The sequence below is a fragment of the Streptomyces sp. BPTC-684 genome, from assembly GCF_030028635.1.
Classification (GTDB): domain Bacteria; phylum Actinomycetota; class Actinomycetes; order Streptomycetales; family Streptomycetaceae; genus Streptomyces; species Streptomyces noboritoensis.
On sequence record NZ_CP124863.1, the window covers coordinates 754,456 to 771,135 of the forward strand.

The window sequence follows — 16,680 nt, forward strand, 5'->3', positions numbered from 1 at the left end:
ACGCGATTCTGATACGCGGGGTGGGGCCCGGGGCGGTCAGCCGTGGTCGATGATGCGCCCGTCGCTCAGCTCCAGGACGCGGTCCGCGAGCCCGAGCAGCTGGGTGTCGTGGGTGGCGACCAGGGCGGTGACGCCCTCGCTGCGCACGACCGCGCGCAGCAGCTCCATGACGGCGAGCCCGGTCTCGGCGTCCAGCTGGCCGGTGGGCTCGTCGGCGATCAGGAGCGCGGGCCGGTTGGCGAGCGCGCGGGCGATGGCTACCCGCTGCTGCTGGCCGCCGGAGAGCTCGCCGGGGCGCTGCTGGGCGTGGTCGCCGAGCCCGACCAGGGCGAGCAGCAGCTCCACGCGCGCGTCGCGCTCGCGCGGGTCGGCCTTGCGCAGCCGCATCGGGACGCCGACGTTCTCGGCGGCCGACAGGATCGGGATCAGTCCGAAGGACTGGAAGATGAAGCCGATCCGGTCGCGGCGCAGCGCGAGGAGGCCCTCCTCGCCGAGGTCCGCCAGGTCGGTGGAGTCGACGGTGATCCGGCCACCGTCGGGCCGGTCGAGCCCGCCGACCAGGTTGAGCAGCGTCGTCTTGCCCGATCCGGAGCGCCCCTTGAGGGCGACGAGCTCGCCGCGCGGCACCTCGAAGGAGACCCCGCGCAGCGCGTGGACGGCGGCGGCGCCCTCGCCGTACGAACGGCGCAGGTCCTCGACGCGGACCATCGGCCCGGTGCCCGGCTGCTCGGCTACGGCCGTGCCGCGCCCGCTGGTGCTCTCGCTCATGCCCACTCCCCCGTACGTCTGTGTGCCCCGGCCCGCGCCAGTATGTGCAGCAGGCACCCTTCCGGGCAATGCCCGCGAACGCCGACGGGCCGCACCCCGCGAAGGGGTACGGCCCGCCGGAGAACCGCGAACGGTCAGCGGACCTCGGTGATCTCCGGGCCGCGCTGGAGCTGGCCCATGCCGCCGGAGAAGCGCGAGCCCTCCTGCTCCTCCTGCTGGACGCCGTCGGGCATCATCTGCGCGTCGTCCGGCAGCTTCAGGACGATCGGGTCGCGCGGGGCCATCGGGCCCTCGCCGCGCACGACGACCGTGTCCTGGAAGATCTGCTCAAGGAGCCCCGCGGCCTGCGGCTGCACCGCGCCCTGGCCGGAGATCACACCGCGCAGGAACCAGCGCGGCCCGTCCACGCCCACGAAGCGGACCAGCTGCACCCCGTTCGTACCGTCCGGGAGCTGGACGGGCACCTGGGCCCGCAGCTCCCAGCCGAGGGGACCCTCGACCTCGTCGATGATGCCGCCCTGCTGGGTGATGCCGGAGGCGATCTCCTCGCGGACCTCGCCCCAGATCCCCTCGTTCTTGGGGGCCGCGAAGGCCTGCAGCTGTACGGCGCTGTCGCGCAGCACGACGGTCGCCGCGACGATCGCGTCGCCCGCGACCTCGACCCTCAGCTCCATGCCCTCGACCCCGGGGACGAAGAGCCCGCCCAGGTCGACCCGGCCCTCGCCGGCCTCGGAGACCTCGGAGATGTCCCACGGACCGTCCGGCCGGGGCGCCGGCGGCAGGTTCGCCCTGCGCGGCTCGTCCGCGTCGTCGGCGGTGTCATCGGCGTAGTCGGTATCTTCGGCATCGATGCCGTCGACGACCTGCTCGGCCTCGCCCGCCGTGTCTTCGGCGGATCCGCTCTTCTTGCGACGTCCGAACACGTCACTGTCCTTCCCGGTCGGATACGACCGAAGCGTATCGATTCCCACCCGTAGTGCCGTCCACGGCGGCATGACCGCCGGTGGAACCGAAGCCCCCCTCGGCCCGCGCCGAGCCGGGAAGCTCCGCCACCTCGTGGAAGCGGACCTTCTCGACCTGCTGGACGACAAGTTGGGCAATCCGGTCGAATCGCTCGAACCGCACGGTCTCGCGCGGGTCGAGATTGACCACGATCACCTTGATTTCCCCACGGTACCCGGCATCCACCGTCCCCGGGGCATTCACCAGGGCGACACCGCAGCGCGCGGCCAGGCCGGACCGCGGATGCACGAAGGCCGCGTACCCGTCGGGCAGGGCGATACTCACCCCGGTCGGCAGGACGGCCCGCTCGCCGGGGGCGAGCTCGGCGGCCTCGGTGGTGACGAGGTCGGCCCCCGCGTCGCCGGGGTGCCCGTACGCCGGAATCGGCACCTCCGGGTCCACTCGGCGGATGAGGACGTCTACGGGGTTACGGGTCACGGGTTCACCTCGAAGGCGCGGGCGCGCCTGACCTGGTCGGGGTCGGACATGACGGCCTGGATCTCCTGCGGGCGGCCGTTCTCGATGAAGTGGTCGACCTTCACCTCGATGAAGAGGGCGTCGGCCCGGACCGCCACCGGCCCGTCGGGGCCGCCTATCCGCCCGGTCGCCCTGGAGTAGATCTTCCGGCCGTCGACGGCGGTGACCTCGGCCTCCAGGAACAGCACGGTGTCCACCGGCACGGGCCGCACGAAGTCGGTCTCAAGGCGGCCGGTCACCGCGATCGTCTGCAGCAGCCAGTTCAGCGAGCCGAGCGTCTCGTCGAGCGCCGTGGCGAGCACCCCGCCGTGCGCGAGGCCGGGGGCGCCCTGGTGCGCGGGGCGCACGGTGAACTCGGCGGTGACGGTCACGCCCGCGCCGGCCCGCGCCTCCAGGTGCAGTCCGTGGGGCTGTCCGCCGCCGCAGCCGAAGCAGTGCTCGTAGTGCGCGCCGAGCAGCTCGCCCGGGGCGGGCGCGTCGGGGTGCCGGACCGGCGGCTTCGCGTCGGCCGGGGGCGTCAGGGACGCAGATCTAGCAGTCACAGCCGCTGACCTTACCCGCGGTCCCGGGCGCGAGTCGCGCCGTGCCAAGCTTGCTGTCATGCAGCCGAACGCCCCTCAGTACACCGAACGCCTCACCGCCCCTCGCTCGTGGTGGCTGATCGCCGCCCTGGTCGGGGTGGCGTGCGCGCTGATGCTGCTGCCGCTGGGCGGCCTGCCGCTGCTCGCGGGCCTCATCGGTGGGACGGCCGCGGCCGCGGTGGTGGTGAGTTCGTACGGGTCGGTACGGATCCGGGTCGTGGCGGGCACGCTGGTGGCGGGCGACGCCCGGATCCCGGTGACGGCGCTCGGCGAGCCCGAGGTGCTGGACGCGGAGGAGGCCAGGGCCTGGCGCCTCCACAAGGCCGACCCGCGCGCCTTCATGCTGCTGCGCAGCTACATCCCGACGGCGGTGCGGGTGGAGGTCACGGACCCGCAGGACCCGACGCCGTACGTCTATCTGTCGACACGGGACCCGCAGGGGCTGAAGCAGGCGCTGGAGGCCTCCTCGGCCTGAGCGGACTTGTGGAGGTCCGGTGCGGTACCGCGCCCCTTCAGGGGCGCGGGGAACTGCGCGACCAGCCACAGACAGCCCGCAGCCGACAAACCCCATTTCCAGCGAAGCGCCTAGCGCCCGAGCTCCTTCGGGAGCTCCCCGGGCCGCAGGGGATCGGCGGGCTGCTCCAGCGCCGGGAGCGAGGACAGCGCATCCCACGGCACCTGGTGCTTGCGCAGATCCGCACGGACATGCGCGGCCACTTTCTTCGTGTCGCGCCGGTTCATCACCGCACCCACCGCCGCCCCGACCATGAACGGCGTCAGGTTCGGCAGATTGCGGACCATGCGTTTCATGATCTGCTGGCGCAGTTCGCGCTTCATCTGGCCGCCGAGCGCGGCATTGACGGTCGCCGGTTTGGTCACCTGGACGCCGCGCTCCTCGGTCCAGGACGTCAGATACGCCATGGAGCGCTCTTTCAGATTGCCGGGCGGGCGCATCCCGTAGACCTCGTGGAGCTCGGCGATGAGCTTGAGTTCGATGGCGGCGACGCCGGTGATCTCGGCGGCCAGCTCGGCCGGCATGGCCGGCGGGACGGGGAGCATCGCGGCGGCGCCGATGCCCGCGCCCACCGTCGACGTGGCGTTCGCGGCGCCCGTGATCAGTTTGTCCGCGATTTCCTCCGGGCCGAGACCCGGGAATTGCCGGCGCAGGGTCGCCAGGTCGCGGACCGGAATGCGCGGGGCGATCTCGATGACGCGGTCGGTGAGGTGCCCGATTCCGGCCCTGGCACTCGCGCCGCTCCAGCGGACGCCCTTCTTGAGCGCCGGGACGCCCTTGGTTGCGGCGGCTCGGCGCAGGGCGTCCAGGCGTCGGGCCCCGGCCGCGGGCCCCGCCTGGTCGTCCAGTACTGCTTCGAGCGAGGCCGGCCGGCCCCGCTCGTCCTCATGTGCACGAGCGGCAGAGCTCACCGCGGGGAGGGCGGAGGGCTCGGCGGGCGTCTGGACGCCCTCTGCCGGGCCTGTGCCGCCCTGTGACACCTCGGGCGTACCCGAGGCACCCTTTCGCCGGAACGGTCGCTTCCGGGGCGGTTCGGCGCCTGCCACGGCCTGCTGATCAGTCGCAGTCGCGGCAGATCGGCTGGCCGTTCTTCTCCCGGGCCAGCTGGCTGCGGTGGTGCACGAGGAAGCAGCTCATGCAGGTGAACTCGTCGGCCTGCTTGGGCAGGACCCGGACGGCGAGTTCCTCGTTGGAAAGGTCCGCGCCGGGCAGTTCCATGCCCTCCGCGGCCTCGAAGTCGTCGACGTCGACGGCCGAGGCGGACTTGTCGTTCCGCCGGGCCTTCAGTTCTTCAAGACTGTCGGAATCGACGTCGTCATCGGTCTTGCGTGGGGTGTCGTAGTCCGTTGCCATGTCGCTCTCCCCCTCTGGGTGGTTGCGGTGTCTCCAGCGCACGTAACGCGTGAGAGGCCGGACTTGTGCCCGACCCGAGGCGGAGATTTTGCCTCACATCAAGGTCTGTTACTCAATCGACACCCAGCCGCACTCCTCAAGAGTGATCGTCTTGGATGGCGATCGGGACCGTACACGGTCCGAATGTCGCACTTCACGGGCGTCACCCCGTGTACTTCCCGTGATCTCACCCCCCGGAAACCCGGACTTTTCCCGGTTTTCCGGGGGAAGCCTTGATCACGGAGAGTAGATGGCCGGAAATTTGCCCCTGTGATTGATCACACACGAATATCTTCGGAACAGGTCCCGAAAATTCCGCTCAAAGCGAACTTCTCGATGGCATCGAAAAGCATCTCAGACGGGCAGGGTGACACGCATCACGAGGCCGCCTCCTTCACGGGGCTCCGCGATGATACGGCCTCCGTGGGCCCGCGCGACGGATCGGGCGATGGACAGGCCGAGGCCGACGCCCTTGTCGCTGCCGGTCCGCTCGGTCCGCAGCCGCCGGAACGGCTCGAAGAGGTTGTCGATCTCGTACGCGGGAACCACCGGCCCCGTGTTCGAGACCACCAGGACCGCGTGGCCGTCCTTGAGCTCGGTGGTCACCGAGACCCAGCCGTCCTGCGGCACGTTGTAGCGTACGGCGTTCTGCACCAGGTTCAGGGCGATCCGCTCCAGGAGGACGCCGTTGCCCTGGACCACCGCGAGCGCCCGCTCGCCGCGGATCTCCACGCCCTTGGCCTGGGCCTCGCCGCGGGCCTGGTCGATGGCGCGGGAGGCGACCTCGGCCAGGTCGACCGGCTTGCGGTCGACGATCTCGTTCTCGCTGCGGGCGAGCAGCAGCAGGCCCTCCACCAGCTGCTCGCTGCGCTCGTTGGTGGCGAGCAGCGTCTTGCCCAGCTGATGGAGCTCGGTGGGCGCCCCGGGATCGGAGAGGTGGACCTCCAGGAGCGTGCGGTTGATCGCCAGCGGGGTCCTCAGCTCGTGCGAGGCGTTGGCGACGAACCGCTGCTGGGCGGTGAAGGCCCGCTCCAGGCGGTCCAGCATGTCGTCGAAGGTGTCCGCGAGCTCCTTGAGCTCGTCGTCCGGGCCGTCCAGCTCGATCCGCCGGGTCAGGTCGGTCCCGGCCACCCGGCGGGCGGTGCGGGTGATCCGGCCCAGCGGCGACAGGACGCGGCCCGCCATCGCGTATCCGAACGCGAAGGCGATGACGCTGAGACCCACCAGCGCCATCAGCGAGCGGGTCAGCAGGTTGTCCAGGGCGTGCTGGCGCTGCTGGGCGAAACACGCCCTGAGGGCGGAGTTCGCCACGTCGGCGGGCATCTGGCCGGAGAGCCCGGGGCAGGTGCCGTTGACCGTGATCTGGTTGCCGGGCAGCAGCTTGAACGGCAGGTCGTTCCCGGTGCGCAGGGCCGACGCCGCCAGCAGATAGATGATCGAGAGCAGCAGGATGCCCGCGATCATGAACATTCCGCCGTAGAGCAGGGTCAGCCGTATGCGGATGGTCGGGCGCAACCATGGCAGGGGGGGTTCGGCGCCCCTCGGGTCCCAGGTCGGCTTCGGTGGCGCCGCGGGTGGCGCGGGGGTGGTGGCCATCGCGGTCAGATCCGGTATCCCGAGCCGGGCACGGTGACGATGACGGGCGGCTCACCGAGCTTGCGGCGCAGCGTCATGACCGTCACGCGCACCACGTTGGTGAACGGGTCCGTGTTCTCGTCCCAGGCCTTCTCCAGGAGCTGCTCGGCCGAGACGACCGCGCCCTCGCTGCGCATCAGCACCTCCAGGACCGCGAACTCCTTGGGGGCCAGCTGGATCTCCTTGCCGTCGCGGAAGATCTCGCGCCGGTTGGGGTCGAGCTTGATGCCCGCGCGCTCCAGGATGGGCGGCAGCGGCACCGTGGTGCGCCGGCCCAGGGCCCGCACCCGGGCGGTCAGCTCGCTGAAGGCGAACGGCTTGGGCAGATAGTCGTCGGCGCCGATCTCCAGGCCCTCCACCCGGTCGCTGACGTCGCCGGAGGCGGTCAGCATCAGGACCCGGGTGGGCATCCCCAGCTCGACGATCTTGCGGCAGACGTCGTCGCCGTGCACCAGCGGGAGGTCCCGGTCGAGCACGACCACGTCGTAGTCATTGACCCCGATGCGCTCCAGGGCGGCGGCGCCGTCGTACACGACGTCGACGGCCATTGCCTCCCGGCGCAGTCCGGTGGCCACCGCATCGGCGAGCAGCTGCTCGTCCTCGACGACGAGTACGCGCACGGCGCATTTCCTTCCTGTGAGCCCTCGCGGGCCGGTGATGCCCCGTGGGCGCCTGTGGGCCCCGCGCGGGCGTTCCTGAGCCCGTACGGGCCGTTCTGTGGGCACTGAAGCAGTGACTGTGTGCTTCCATCCTGCCCCTTACGGCCATAAACCGGCGGTAAGACGGTGCCGCCGCCCAGCTGCCGCCCGACCTGCGGCTTCCCGGGTCGTCCGGGAATTCCCGGGATTGCCGCGCGAGTTGAGGTTTCTCGTACAGCGGGCTGGGGGAGGACGACTGCACACCCGCGATCACGCCCTGTATGTGGCATGCCACTACCCGCTGCTCGTGATCGTGACCCACCGTCGGCACACCCCCGTGCCACCGCCACCGACCCACGACGAGGGGGCGCACCATGGACGCATTCACCGCAGGACTCCTGCAGCGCATCAAAGCCACGGAGACGGACCTCACGCGGGCTCGCGAGAACGGCGACGACTTCCTCGCGGAGGTCGAGCAGGCCGAGCTCGACGATCTCCACCGCCTCGCCGCCGAACACGGCGTCGAGGTGGCGGCCGCGGCACACTGACGCGCCGCAGGAGACCCCCGGCACCGCGGGACGGTGCCGGGGGTCTCCGCTGTCCGGGGACAGGCCCTAGTCGTGCCAGGCGCCGTGCTCCTCCAGGAGGGCCTGGAGCGGGCCGAAGAGCTCCGGGGTCGCCGCGATCGTCAGCTCCCGGGAGGGCGGGTCGCCCGCGCGCCCGCCGGTCAGGGCGCCCGCCTCGCGCGCGATGAGGTCGCCCGCCGCCAGGTCCCAGGGGTTCAGCCCGCGCTCGTAGTACGCGTCGAGCCGCCCGGCCGCCACGTCGCACAGGTCGATCGCCGCCGAGCCGCCGCGCCGGATGTCCCGGAACCGCGGGATCAGCCGCTGGACGACGGACGCCTGGTGGGCCCGGACCGACTGGACGTAGGCGAAGCCGGTGCCGAGCAGGGACTGCTCCAGCGGGGCGGCCGGACGGCAGCGCAGCCGCCGCTCGCCGAGGAACGCTCCGCCGCCGAGCACCGCGTGGTACGTCTCGCCGCGCATCGGGGCCTCGACCACGCCCGCGACCCGCACGCCGTCGCGCTCGGCGGCGATGGAGACGGCCCAAGTGGGCAGTCCGTACAGGTAGTTGACGGTGCCGTCGAGCGGGTCGATGACCCAGCGGATCCCGCTGGTGCCCTCGCTGGAGGCGCCCTCCTCGCCGAGGAAGCCGTCGGCGGGGCGGTGCTCGGAGAGGAAGCCGGTGATCAGCTTCTCGGCGGCGATGTCCATCTCGGTGACGACGTCGATGGAGCTCGTCTTGGTGGCGGCGACGCCCAGGTCGTCCGGGCGCCCGTTCCGCAGCAGCGCCCCGGCCCGGCGGGCGGCCTCCAGGGCGAGCGCGAGCAGCTCCCTGTTCTCGGCGTTCTCAGCGTTCTCGGCGTTGGTCATCGTCGCTCCTTACGCGTACGGGCTGTCGGCGCCGGCCGCGGCGGGCCGGGGGGCGCGGGCCGGGCAGCAGCCGACCGGGCAGAGGTCGTGCGAGGGGCCGAGCGCGCCCAGGGCGCAGCGCTCGACGCTCTGTCCGCGCTCGGCCGCCGCCCGCTCCAGGACGAGCTCGCGCACGGCGGCGGCGAACCGGGGGTCCGCGCCGACCGTGGCCGACCGCACGACCGGCAGACCGAGCTCGGCGGCCTTGGCGGTGGCCTCCGTGTCCAGGTCGTACAGGACCTCCATGTGGTCCGAGACGAAGCCGATGGGCACCATCACGACCGCGGGCACGCCCTTGCCGTGCAGCGCCTCCAGGTGGTCGCAGATGTCCGGCTCCAGCCAGGGGATGTGCGGGGCGCCGGAGCGGGACTGGTAGACGAGCTCCCAGGACCGCTCGACGCCGGTCTCCTCGCGCACCGCGTCGGCGATCAGCCGGGCCACGTCCAGGTGCTCGCGCACATAGGCGCCGCCCTCGCCGTGCTCCTCGGCCGGGCCCGAGGTGTCGGCGGAGGCGTCCGGGATCGAGTGGGTGGTGAAGGCGAGGTGGGCGCCGGCGCGGACCTCCTCGGGGAGCCCGGCCAGCGAGGCGAGGACGCCGTCGATCATCGGGCGCACGAAGCCGGGGTGGTTGAAGTAGTGCCGCAGCTTGTCCACGCGCGGCGGCTCGACGCCCTCCGCCTCAAGCGCGGCCAGCGCGTCCGCCAGGTTCTCCCGGTACTGGCGGCAGCCCGAGTACGACGCGTAGGCGCTGGTCGTGAGCACGAGGATGCGGCGGTGGCCCGCCAGGGCCATCTCGCGCAGGGTGTCCGTCAGGTACGGCGCCCAGTTCCGGTTGCCCCAGTGGACCGGGAGGTCCAGGCTGTTCTGCGCGAAGTCCTCGCGCAGGGCGTCCAGGAGGGCGCGGTTCTGGTCGTTGATGGGGCTGACCCCGCCGAACAGGAAGTAGTGCTGCCCCACCTCCTTGAGCCGCTCCTTGGGGATGCCCCGGCCGCGCGTCACGTTCTCCAGGAACGGGACCACGTCGTCGGGGCCCTCGGGGCCGCCGAAGGAGAGCAGCAGCAGGGCGTCGTACGGAGCCGCGTCGTCGGCCGCTCCGGGAGCTTGATCGCGCAGATCGGACATGGCTCCGATCCTGCCATCCGCCACTGACAACCGCGGAACCGGCCGGGAACGGGGCGGCCACGGGACGCACACCGGCGGGGCCGGAAACGGGGCCGGGAAGCGGGCCGGAAAACCGCGTGCGCCGTGGCACTCGGCGCCGTAACTTCAACACCGTAAGGTTTAGGTATTAATTACACGCTTCAGCCACATGGTTGAGCCGGCCGCCGGAGCGCCCATGCCCAGTCCGTACCGCGCGATATTCGCCGCCCCCGGCACCAAGCGGTTCTCCGCGGCCGGGCTGCTCGGCCGGATGCCGCTGTCCATGATGGGGATCGGCATCGTCACGATGGTCTCCCAGCTCACCGGCCGCTACGGCCTGGCCGGGGCGCTCTCGGCGACCCTCGCGATGTCGGCCGCCGTGCTCGGCCCGTACATCTCGCGCCTGGTCGACCGGCACGGCCAGCGCCGGGTGCTGCGCCCCGCGACCCTCGCCGCGGTGGCCGCCGTGGCCGGGCTGCTCGTCTGCGCCCAGCAGGGCGCGCCGGACTGGTCGCTGTTCGTCTTCTCGGCGGCCGCGGGCTGTGTGCCCAGCGTCGGCTCCATGGTCCGCGCCCGCTGGGCCGAGCTCTACCGGGGCGACGGGCAGAGCCTGCACGCCGCGTACTCGTGGGAGTCGATCGTCGACGAGCTCTGCTTCATCGTCGGGCCGATCCTCTCCATCGGGCTCTCCACCGCCTGGTTCGCCGAGGCGGGGCCGCTGATGGCGGCCGGGTTCCTGGTCGTCGGCGTCTTCTGGCTGACCGCCCAGCGCGCCACCGAGCCCGTGCCGCACCCGCGCGAGCACCACACCGGCGGCTCCGCGCTGCGCTCCCCCGGCCTCCAGGTCCTCGTCGCCACCTTCGTCGCCACCGGCGCGATCTTCGGCGCGGTCGACGTGGTCACCGTGGCCTTCGCGGACGAGCGCGGCCACAAGGCGGCGGCCAGTCTGGTGCTCGCCGTGTACGCGCTGGGCTCGTGCCTCGCGGGAGCGGTGTTCGGGCTGCTGCGCCTCAAGGGCGCCCCGGCCACGAGGTGGCTGGTGGGAGTGTGTGCGATGGCGGTGAGTATGATCCCGCTCCAACTGGCCGGGAGCCTGCCGTTCCTGGCCGTGGCGCTCTTTGTCGCGGGCCTGTCCATCGCACCGACGATGGTGACCACCATGGCCCTCGTCGAACAGCACGTACCGCGCAGCAAGCTCACCGAGGGCATGACCTGGACCAGTACCGGGCTCGCGGTCGGTGTGGCGCTCGGGTCGTCGGCCGCCGGCTGGGCGGTGGACGCGGCGGGCGCGCGCTCGGGGTATCTGGTGCCCGTCGTGGCGGGAGCGCTCGCGGCCGCGGTGGCGTTCCTGGGGTACCGCCGGCTGCGCAGGCCGGCGCCGCAACGGGAGGGGCTCGGAGCAGATGAGCGGAGCGAGCAGCAGCACGTGGCGTAACTGGGCGGGCAACGTGACGGCCCGGCCGGTGCGGGAGGTCTCCCCCGCCTCGGCGGCCGAACTGGCCGACGCCGTGCGCCGGGCGGCCGAGGACGGCCTGAAGGTGAAGGCGGTCGGCACCGGCCACTCCTTCACCACGGCCGCCGCCACCGACGGCGTGCTCATACGTCCGGATCTGCTCACCGGCATCCGGGAGATCGACCGTACGGCGATGACGGTGACCGTCGAGGCGGGCACGCCCCTGAAGCGGCTGAACGCGGTCCTCGCGCGCGAGGGCCTCTCGCTCACCAACATGGGCGACATCATGGAGCAGACGGTGGCCGGGGCCACCTCCACCGGCACCCACGGCACCGGCCGCGACTCGGCCTCTATAGCCGCGCAGATCACCGCCCTTGAGCTGATCACCGCCGACGGCTCGCTCCTGAAGTGCTCGGCCAAGGAGAATCCCGAGGTCTTCGCGGCGGCCCGGATCGGGCTGGGGGCGCTCGGCGTCGTCTCGGCCATCACCCTCGCCGTGGAGCCCGAGTTCCTGCTCACCGCGCGCGAGGAGCCGATGGCCTTCGACAAGGTGACCTCGGAGTTCGATGCGCTGCACGCCGAGAACGAGCACTTCGAGTTCTACTGGTTCCCGCACACCGGCAACTGCAACACCAAGCGCAACAACCGCAGCGCCGGCCCCGCTGCCCCGCCCGGCCGGGTGAGCGGCTGGATCGAGGACGAGTTCATGTCCAACGGCCTCTTCCAGGTCGTCTGTTCGCTGGGCCGGGCCGTCCCCGCGACGATCCCCGCGATCGCCAAGGTCTCCAGCCGCGCCCTCTCCGCCCGTACGTACACCGACATTCCGTACAGGGTCTTCACAAGTCCGCGCCGGGTGCGGTTCGTGGAGATGGAGTACGCGGTGCCGCGCGAGGCCGTCGTGGCGGCGCTGCGCGAGGTGCGGGCGCTGGTCGACCGGTCGAACCTGCGGGTGAGCTTCCCGGTCGAGGTGCGCACCGCCCCGGCCGACGACATCGCGCTCTCCACGGCGTCGGGCCGCGACACCGCGTACATCGCCGTGCACATGTACAAGGGCACGCCGTACCAGGCGTACTTCACCGCCGTGGAGCGGATCATGGCCGTGCACGCGGGCCGGCCGCACTGGGGCAAGGTGCACACCCGCGACGCCGAGTACTTCGCCGAGGCCTATCCGCGCTTCGGCGAGTTCACGGCGCTGCGCGACCGGCTCGACCCGGACCGGCTGTTCGGCAACGCCTATCTGCGCCGGGTGCTCGGGGACTGACGCCCTACGGCGCGGGCGGGGTCGCTGCGGACCCCGCTGCCGACCCGGTGTCCGGGGTGGCGCTGCCCGAGCCGGTGGACGGCGGGGGCGACGGCGGCGGGCTCGGGGTGCCGCCGGTGGAAGTCGAGGGAGTGGGGGTGGGCGTCGGGGTGGTGCCTCCCGTGCCCGAAGCGCCGCCGGTAGCGGGCGTTCCGACGGTCCCCTGCGCGGGGTCCGGTGAGGGGGACGTGCCCCCGTCGGCGCCCGTGCCGGGCGTGTGCGGGGTGCGCCGCCCGGGTTCGGAGTCCTTCTCCGAGTCCTTCCGCGACGGCTTGCCGCCGCCCCCGCTGCCGCTCACGACCGAGCCGAAGGTGGTGCCGCCCTTGCCGCCGCCCAGCTCCCCGCCGGACGCCAGTTCGTAGGCGGTGATGCCGCCCATCGCGACCGCGAAGACGACGGCGGCGCCGAGCGCGGACCGCTTCCAGCCCCGCAGCCGGGTGCCGTGGACGGTGGCCGCGCCGAACTCGCCCTCGCGGGTGTCCTCGTACGCCGGAAGGTCCGGGTCGCGGCGCGCCTTGGGCAGCGACTGGACGGTGACGTCGCGCAGTTGTTCCCCGGTGCGGCGGAACAGGTGCTGGAAGACCGTGCCGCCGCAGGTGGCGACGACGCTCACCACACCGGCGCCGAGGATCGTCCCGTAGACACCGAGCTTGGAGGCGAGCACGGCGGCCGCGATCGCGGCGAGCGCGCTGCCCGCGACCTGGGGCACACTCAGATCGAGGCGCCTCTCGTCCTGCTTCGTACCGGTATCCGGCTTGTCACCCATTTACAGCCTCTGTTCGCCCTTCTCCGTCAGCTTGTACGTAGAGGGGACCTATGGGCGAAGCGATTAGTTCCGTTTCTGGCGATTCTGTGAAGCACGACACGTATGAAGTGCGTATTCGCCGGGCGCACGGCGTCCAACTCCCGCCCCCCGGGAGAACTTCGGCGGCGCGGCGGTCCACCCAGGTGGCCCGAATGGAGTACTGTGGCGAGCCCTGGGCCTGGTCTCCCTCTCGGGTTTCCGGGCTCTGCGGGAGGGGGCCGAAAGCGGCACTCGAACCGGCGGCGCCGCGGCACCGCACGGACGCCTGCTGTCCAGAGCGACCACTTCGGTCACTCTGCGTTGCAAACAGGTAACCGTGCCATAACGGCGTTCCAGGGCCCATGCCCGACACGCCGGGCAACTCGGCAAGGTTGTGGCAGGCTGCACCCGGGCAGGCCACACTCGACTAGCGGAAGCAGCGACGCAGGTGACGTCGGCAGGCACCACCCGGGAGGTCCCCATGCCCGAACTGCGTGTCGTGGCCGTCTCCAACGACGGCACACGACTGGTGCTCAAGGCTGCGGACAGCACGGAGTACACGCTTCCGATCGATGAGCGGCTGCGCGCCGCCGTGCGCAACGACCGCGCCCGGCTCGGGCAGATCGAGATCGAGGTCGAGAGCCACCTCCGGCCTCGCGACATCCAGGCACGGATACGTGCGGGTGCCTCGGCCGAGGAGGTCGCCCAGCTCGCCGGGATCCCCGTCGACCGGGTCCGGCGCTTCGAGGGCCCGGTGCTCGCGGAGCGCGCCTTCATGGCCGAGCGGGCGCGCAAGACCCCCGTGCGGCGCCCCGGCGAGAACACCGGACCCCAGCTCGGCGAGGCCGTCCAGGAGCGGCTGCTGCTGCGCGGCGCCGACAAGGACAGCGTCCAGTGGGACTCCTGGCGCCGCGACGACGGCACCTGGGAAGTCCTGCTCGTGTACCGGGTGGCGACCGAGCCGCACGCGGCCAGCTGGACCTACGACCCGCCGCGTCGGCTCGTCCAGGCCGTCGACGACGAGGCCCGCTCGCTGATCGGCGAGACCGACGACACCCCCGAGCCGAGCTTCCCGTTCGTGCCGAGGATCGCCAGACTGCCCCGGGACCGGCCGCTGGACCGCGCCCTGGACCGCCAGTTGGAGCGCCCCACGGCGCCCGCGCCGGAACCGGCGGCGGACGAGAGCGACTCGCTCACCAGCCTCCTGGAGGCCGTGCCGAGCTTCCGCGGCGACATGGTGGTGCCCGAGCGGCCCGCCGCTCCGCCGGAGCCCTCGGCGAGCGAGCCCGAGGCGGAGCCCGAGGTCGAGGAGCCGCCCGCACCGGCGGCGTCGGCGGGCGCCGGCGCGGCGTACGCGGACGTCCTGATGCCCCGCTCGGTGAGCGGCCACCGCGACCGCCTCACCGGCACCACGGACCGCCAGGCCGAGGCGGACGGCGTCCGGCCCGGGCGCCGGGCCGCCGTGCCGAGCTGGGACGAGATCGTCTTCGGAACCCGGCGCAAGAAACAGGAGTAGTAGGACGCCTCGCACATCGACGCTTCACACGTCGGTGCGAGGTACGTCGATACGAGCCGAGGGGCCCGCGCCGAGCGCGGGCCCCTCGTCGTGCGCTACTGCGGGTCGGGGCCCGTCGCGACCGGGCGCGACTCGTCCGAGGACCACTGCGACCAGGACCCGGCGTAGAGCGCGGCGGGGATCCCCGCGACCGCCAGGGCCAGCACCTCGTGGGCGCCGGAGACCCCGGAGCCGCAGTAGACGCCGACCTCGGTGCCGGAGGCACCCAGGGCCTTGAAGCGGTCGGCGAGGGCCTCGGGAGCCAGGAAGCGCCCGTCGGGGCCCACGTTCTCGGTGGTCGGGGCGGAGACCGCGCCCGGGATGTGGCCGCCGACCCGGTCGATGGGCTCGACCTCGCCCCGGTACCGCTCCCCCGCGCGGGCGTCCAGCAGCAGTCCGGAGCGGGCCAGCGCGGCTGCCCCGTCCGCGTCGAGCAGGCCCACCGCGCCGGGCTCGGGGGCGAAGTCGCCCTCGGCGGGTGCCGGGACGTCGGTGGACAGTGCGCCGGTCCAGGTGGCGAGGCCGCCGTCGAGGACGCGGACGTCCTGGTGACCCGTCCAGCGCAGCAGCCACCAGGCGCGCGCGGCCGCCCAGCCCTGGCCGCCGTCGTAGACGACCACCGGTGTCCCGGCCGAGACGCCCGCGCGGCGCATCACGGCGCCGAAGGCGGCCACGTCGGGCAGCGGGTGGCGGCCGCCGGCGCCGGGCGGCCCGGCCAGTTCCGCGTCGAGGTCGACGAAGACCGCGCCGGGCAGGTGCCCGGCCTCGTACTCGGCCCGGCCGTCGAAGGCGGCGGCGCCGGCGGCCTTCGCCAGGCTGAGCTGCCAGCGGACGTCCAGGAGGACCGGGGGGCGGGCCCCGGCCAGCTCGTCCGCCAGTTCGGATGCGCTGATGATGGCGTTCATGGGGCCATCCTCGCGCAGCGCGCGGCGCCGCGTAACGGCCGCGAAACGGATGGGAAATACCAAAGCGGGCATGCTCCTGCGGGAACGCGCCAAAAGCGGCGCGGCCGGGGAGCGCTTCGCCGTCGGTGGTGCAAGCATCAGCGAGGGGGTGGGCGCCGGCGCGGCCCGGCCGCCCGCCTCTTCAGGGCGCGTTCCCCCAGCGATGGTCCGAGGAGAGAGTCACGATGTCCCAGGCAGAGACCCGGCGCACGCCCGGCACACCCTGCTGGGTGAGCCTCATGGTGCACGGCCTGGCTCCTACCCAGGAGTTCTACGCGGCGCTGTTCGGCTGGGAGTTCCGGCCGGGGCCCGCCTCGCTCGGCCCCTATGTGCGGGCGCTGCTCGACGGCGCCGAGGTCGCGGGCATCGGCCAGCTGCCGCCCGACCGCCATCTGCCGATCGCCTGGACGACGTATCTGGCCACCGACGACGCCGACGCGACGGCCGAGACGATCCGGCACTGCGGCGGCACGGTCGGGGTCGGTCCGCTCGACGCGGGCGACGCGGGACGCCTGGTGATCGCCTCGGACCCGGAGGGCGCGGTCTTCGGCGCCTGGCAGGCCGAGGCGCACGTCGGCACGATGGTGGCGGGCGCGCCGGGCACCCCCGTCTGGAACGAGCTGGTGACCCGCGAGACGTCCACGGTCGGCAAGTTCTACGAGTCGGTGTTCGGCTACGAGAAGGAGGCGGTGGTCTCGGCCGACTTCGACTACGTGACGCTGCACATCGAGGGCCGCCCGGTCTGCTCCCTGCACGGCGTCGGCAACGCCCTGCCGCGCGACAAGGGCGCGCACTGGATGACGTACTTCGAGGTGGCGGACACGGACGAGGCGGCGGAGCGGGTCACGGAGCTGGGCGGCCAGGTGCTCAGACCCCCGCACGAGGACCAGAGCGGCCGCACGGCAACGGTGACGGACCCGGAGGGGGCGGTGTTCACGCTGGTACGTTCAAGCGGCTGACGCGCCCCGATAGGGGCGCGGGACTGTGACATTTTGCGGCTCCGCCGCGTGGGCACGCCCAGCCCC

Annotated in this window: 18 protein-coding genes; 6 read left to right on the forward strand and 12 right to left on the reverse strand. The window is 72.7% G+C overall.

Going from position 1 to position 16,680, the window contains the following annotated elements; all coding sequences use genetic code 11:
* Positions 1-36: 36 nt before the first annotated feature.
* The 4 genes from QIY60_RS03285 to QIY60_RS03300 all read right to left on the reverse strand — a co-directional run bounded on the left by QIY60_RS03285 (position 37) and on the right by QIY60_RS03300 (position 2,789).
* On the reverse strand, positions 37-768 hold the full coding sequence (locus tag QIY60_RS03285; protein WP_190091527.1) for an ABC transporter ATP-binding protein: 732 nt from the start codon (positions 766-768) through the stop codon (positions 37-39).
* 134 nt (positions 769-902) lie between these two features.
* A complete protein-coding gene (locus QIY60_RS03290) occupies positions 903-1,691 on the reverse strand; it encodes a DUF3710 domain-containing protein (protein ID WP_283141048.1) in 789 nt (262 codons plus the stop codon).
* A gap of 1 nt (position 1,692) precedes the next feature.
* Complete coding sequence (gene dut, locus QIY60_RS03295) at positions 1,693-2,208, reverse strand: dUTP diphosphatase (RefSeq protein ID WP_190091529.1); 516 nt, start codon at positions 2,206-2,208, stop codon at positions 1,693-1,695.
* A complete protein-coding gene (locus QIY60_RS03300) occupies positions 2,205-2,789 on the reverse strand; it encodes a PaaI family thioesterase (protein WP_283141049.1) in 585 nt (194 codons plus the stop codon). Before QIY60_RS03300 ends, dut begins: the two co-directional genes overlap by 4 nt.
* A 58-nt stretch (positions 2,790-2,847) precedes the next feature.
* Between QIY60_RS03300 and QIY60_RS03305 the strand changes: the two genes are divergently transcribed.
* Entirely contained in the window at positions 2,848-3,303 is a 456-nt protein-coding gene (locus QIY60_RS03305; protein ID WP_283141050.1) for a DUF3093 domain-containing protein, read from the forward strand.
* Positions 3,304-3,413: 110 nt separating this feature from the next.
* On the opposite strand, the gene QIY60_RS03310 is transcribed toward QIY60_RS03305, so the two are convergent.
* The 4 genes from QIY60_RS03310 to QIY60_RS03325 form a co-directional block, all read right to left on the reverse strand.
* Positions 3,414-4,388, reverse strand: coding sequence for a hypothetical protein (locus QIY60_RS03310; RefSeq protein WP_283141051.1), 975 nt, complete (start codon positions 4,386-4,388; stop codon positions 3,414-3,416).
* Positions 4,389-4,398: 10 nt separating this feature from the next.
* Complete coding sequence (locus QIY60_RS03315) at positions 4,399-4,695, reverse strand: DUF4193 domain-containing protein (protein WP_067165176.1); 297 nt, start codon at positions 4,693-4,695, stop codon at positions 4,399-4,401.
* Between the two features lie 393 nt (positions 4,696-5,088).
* Positions 5,089-6,330 (reverse strand): HAMP domain-containing sensor histidine kinase, encoded by a 1,242-nt coding sequence (locus QIY60_RS03320; RefSeq protein ID WP_283141052.1) that lies wholly within the window; start codon positions 6,328-6,330, stop codon positions 5,089-5,091.
* Positions 6,331-6,335: 5 nt separating this feature from the next.
* A complete protein-coding gene (locus QIY60_RS03325) occupies positions 6,336-6,989 on the reverse strand; it encodes a response regulator transcription factor (RefSeq protein ID WP_101390599.1) in 654 nt (217 codons plus the stop codon).
* Between the two features lie 392 nt (positions 6,990-7,381).
* Between QIY60_RS03325 and QIY60_RS03330 the strand changes: the two genes are divergently transcribed.
* A complete protein-coding gene (locus QIY60_RS03330; RefSeq protein ID WP_190091535.1) occupies positions 7,382-7,555 on the forward strand; it encodes a hypothetical protein in 174 nt (57 codons plus the stop codon).
* 66 nt (positions 7,556-7,621) lie between these two features.
* On the opposite strand, the gene QIY60_RS03335 is transcribed toward QIY60_RS03330, so the two are convergent.
* Positions 7,622-8,440: an inositol monophosphatase family protein gene (locus tag QIY60_RS03335; protein WP_283141053.1), complete on the reverse strand. Its 819-nt coding sequence runs from the start codon at positions 8,438-8,440 to the stop codon at positions 7,622-7,624.
* A gap of 9 nt (positions 8,441-8,449) precedes the next feature.
* Positions 8,450-9,601, reverse strand: a complete 1,152-nt coding sequence (locus tag QIY60_RS03340; RefSeq protein ID WP_283141054.1) for a ferrochelatase — start codon at positions 9,599-9,601, stop codon at positions 8,450-8,452.
* Between the two features lie 214 nt (positions 9,602-9,815).
* Between QIY60_RS03340 and QIY60_RS03345 the strand changes: the two genes are divergently transcribed.
* Together QIY60_RS03345 and QIY60_RS03350 are read left to right on the forward strand one after the other, a co-directional pair.
* On the forward strand, positions 9,816-11,054 hold the full coding sequence (locus tag QIY60_RS03345; protein ID WP_190091538.1) for an MFS transporter: 1,239 nt from the start codon (positions 9,816-9,818) through the stop codon (positions 11,052-11,054).
* Entirely contained in the window at positions 11,023-12,333 is a 1,311-nt protein-coding gene (locus QIY60_RS03350; RefSeq protein WP_283141055.1) for a D-arabinono-1,4-lactone oxidase, read from the forward strand. The genes QIY60_RS03345 and QIY60_RS03350 overlap by 32 nt, the downstream gene beginning before the upstream one ends.
* Before the next feature lie 4 nt (positions 12,334-12,337).
* Here QIY60_RS03350 and QIY60_RS03355 read toward each other — a convergent pair whose 3' ends face one another.
* Positions 12,338-13,138, reverse strand: coding sequence for a hypothetical protein (locus QIY60_RS03355; protein WP_283141056.1), 801 nt, complete (start codon positions 13,136-13,138; stop codon positions 12,338-12,340).
* A gap of 499 nt (positions 13,139-13,637) precedes the next feature.
* On the opposite strand from QIY60_RS03355, the gene sepH reads away from it, so the two are divergent.
* Positions 13,638-14,672 (forward strand): septation protein SepH, encoded by a 1,035-nt coding sequence (gene sepH / locus QIY60_RS03360; RefSeq protein ID WP_283141057.1) that lies wholly within the window; start codon positions 13,638-13,640, stop codon positions 14,670-14,672.
* A gap of 95 nt (positions 14,673-14,767) precedes the next feature.
* Here sepH and QIY60_RS03365 read toward each other — a convergent pair whose 3' ends face one another.
* Positions 14,768-15,616: a sulfurtransferase gene (locus QIY60_RS03365; RefSeq protein ID WP_283141058.1), complete on the reverse strand. Its 849-nt coding sequence runs from the start codon at positions 15,614-15,616 to the stop codon at positions 14,768-14,770.
* Positions 15,617-15,840: 224 nt separating this feature from the next.
* On the opposite strand from QIY60_RS03365, the gene QIY60_RS03370 reads away from it, so the two are divergent.
* Positions 15,841-16,614, forward strand: a complete 774-nt coding sequence (locus QIY60_RS03370; protein ID WP_283141059.1) for a VOC family protein — start codon at positions 15,841-15,843, stop codon at positions 16,612-16,614.
* Positions 16,615-16,680 lie beyond the last annotated feature (66 nt).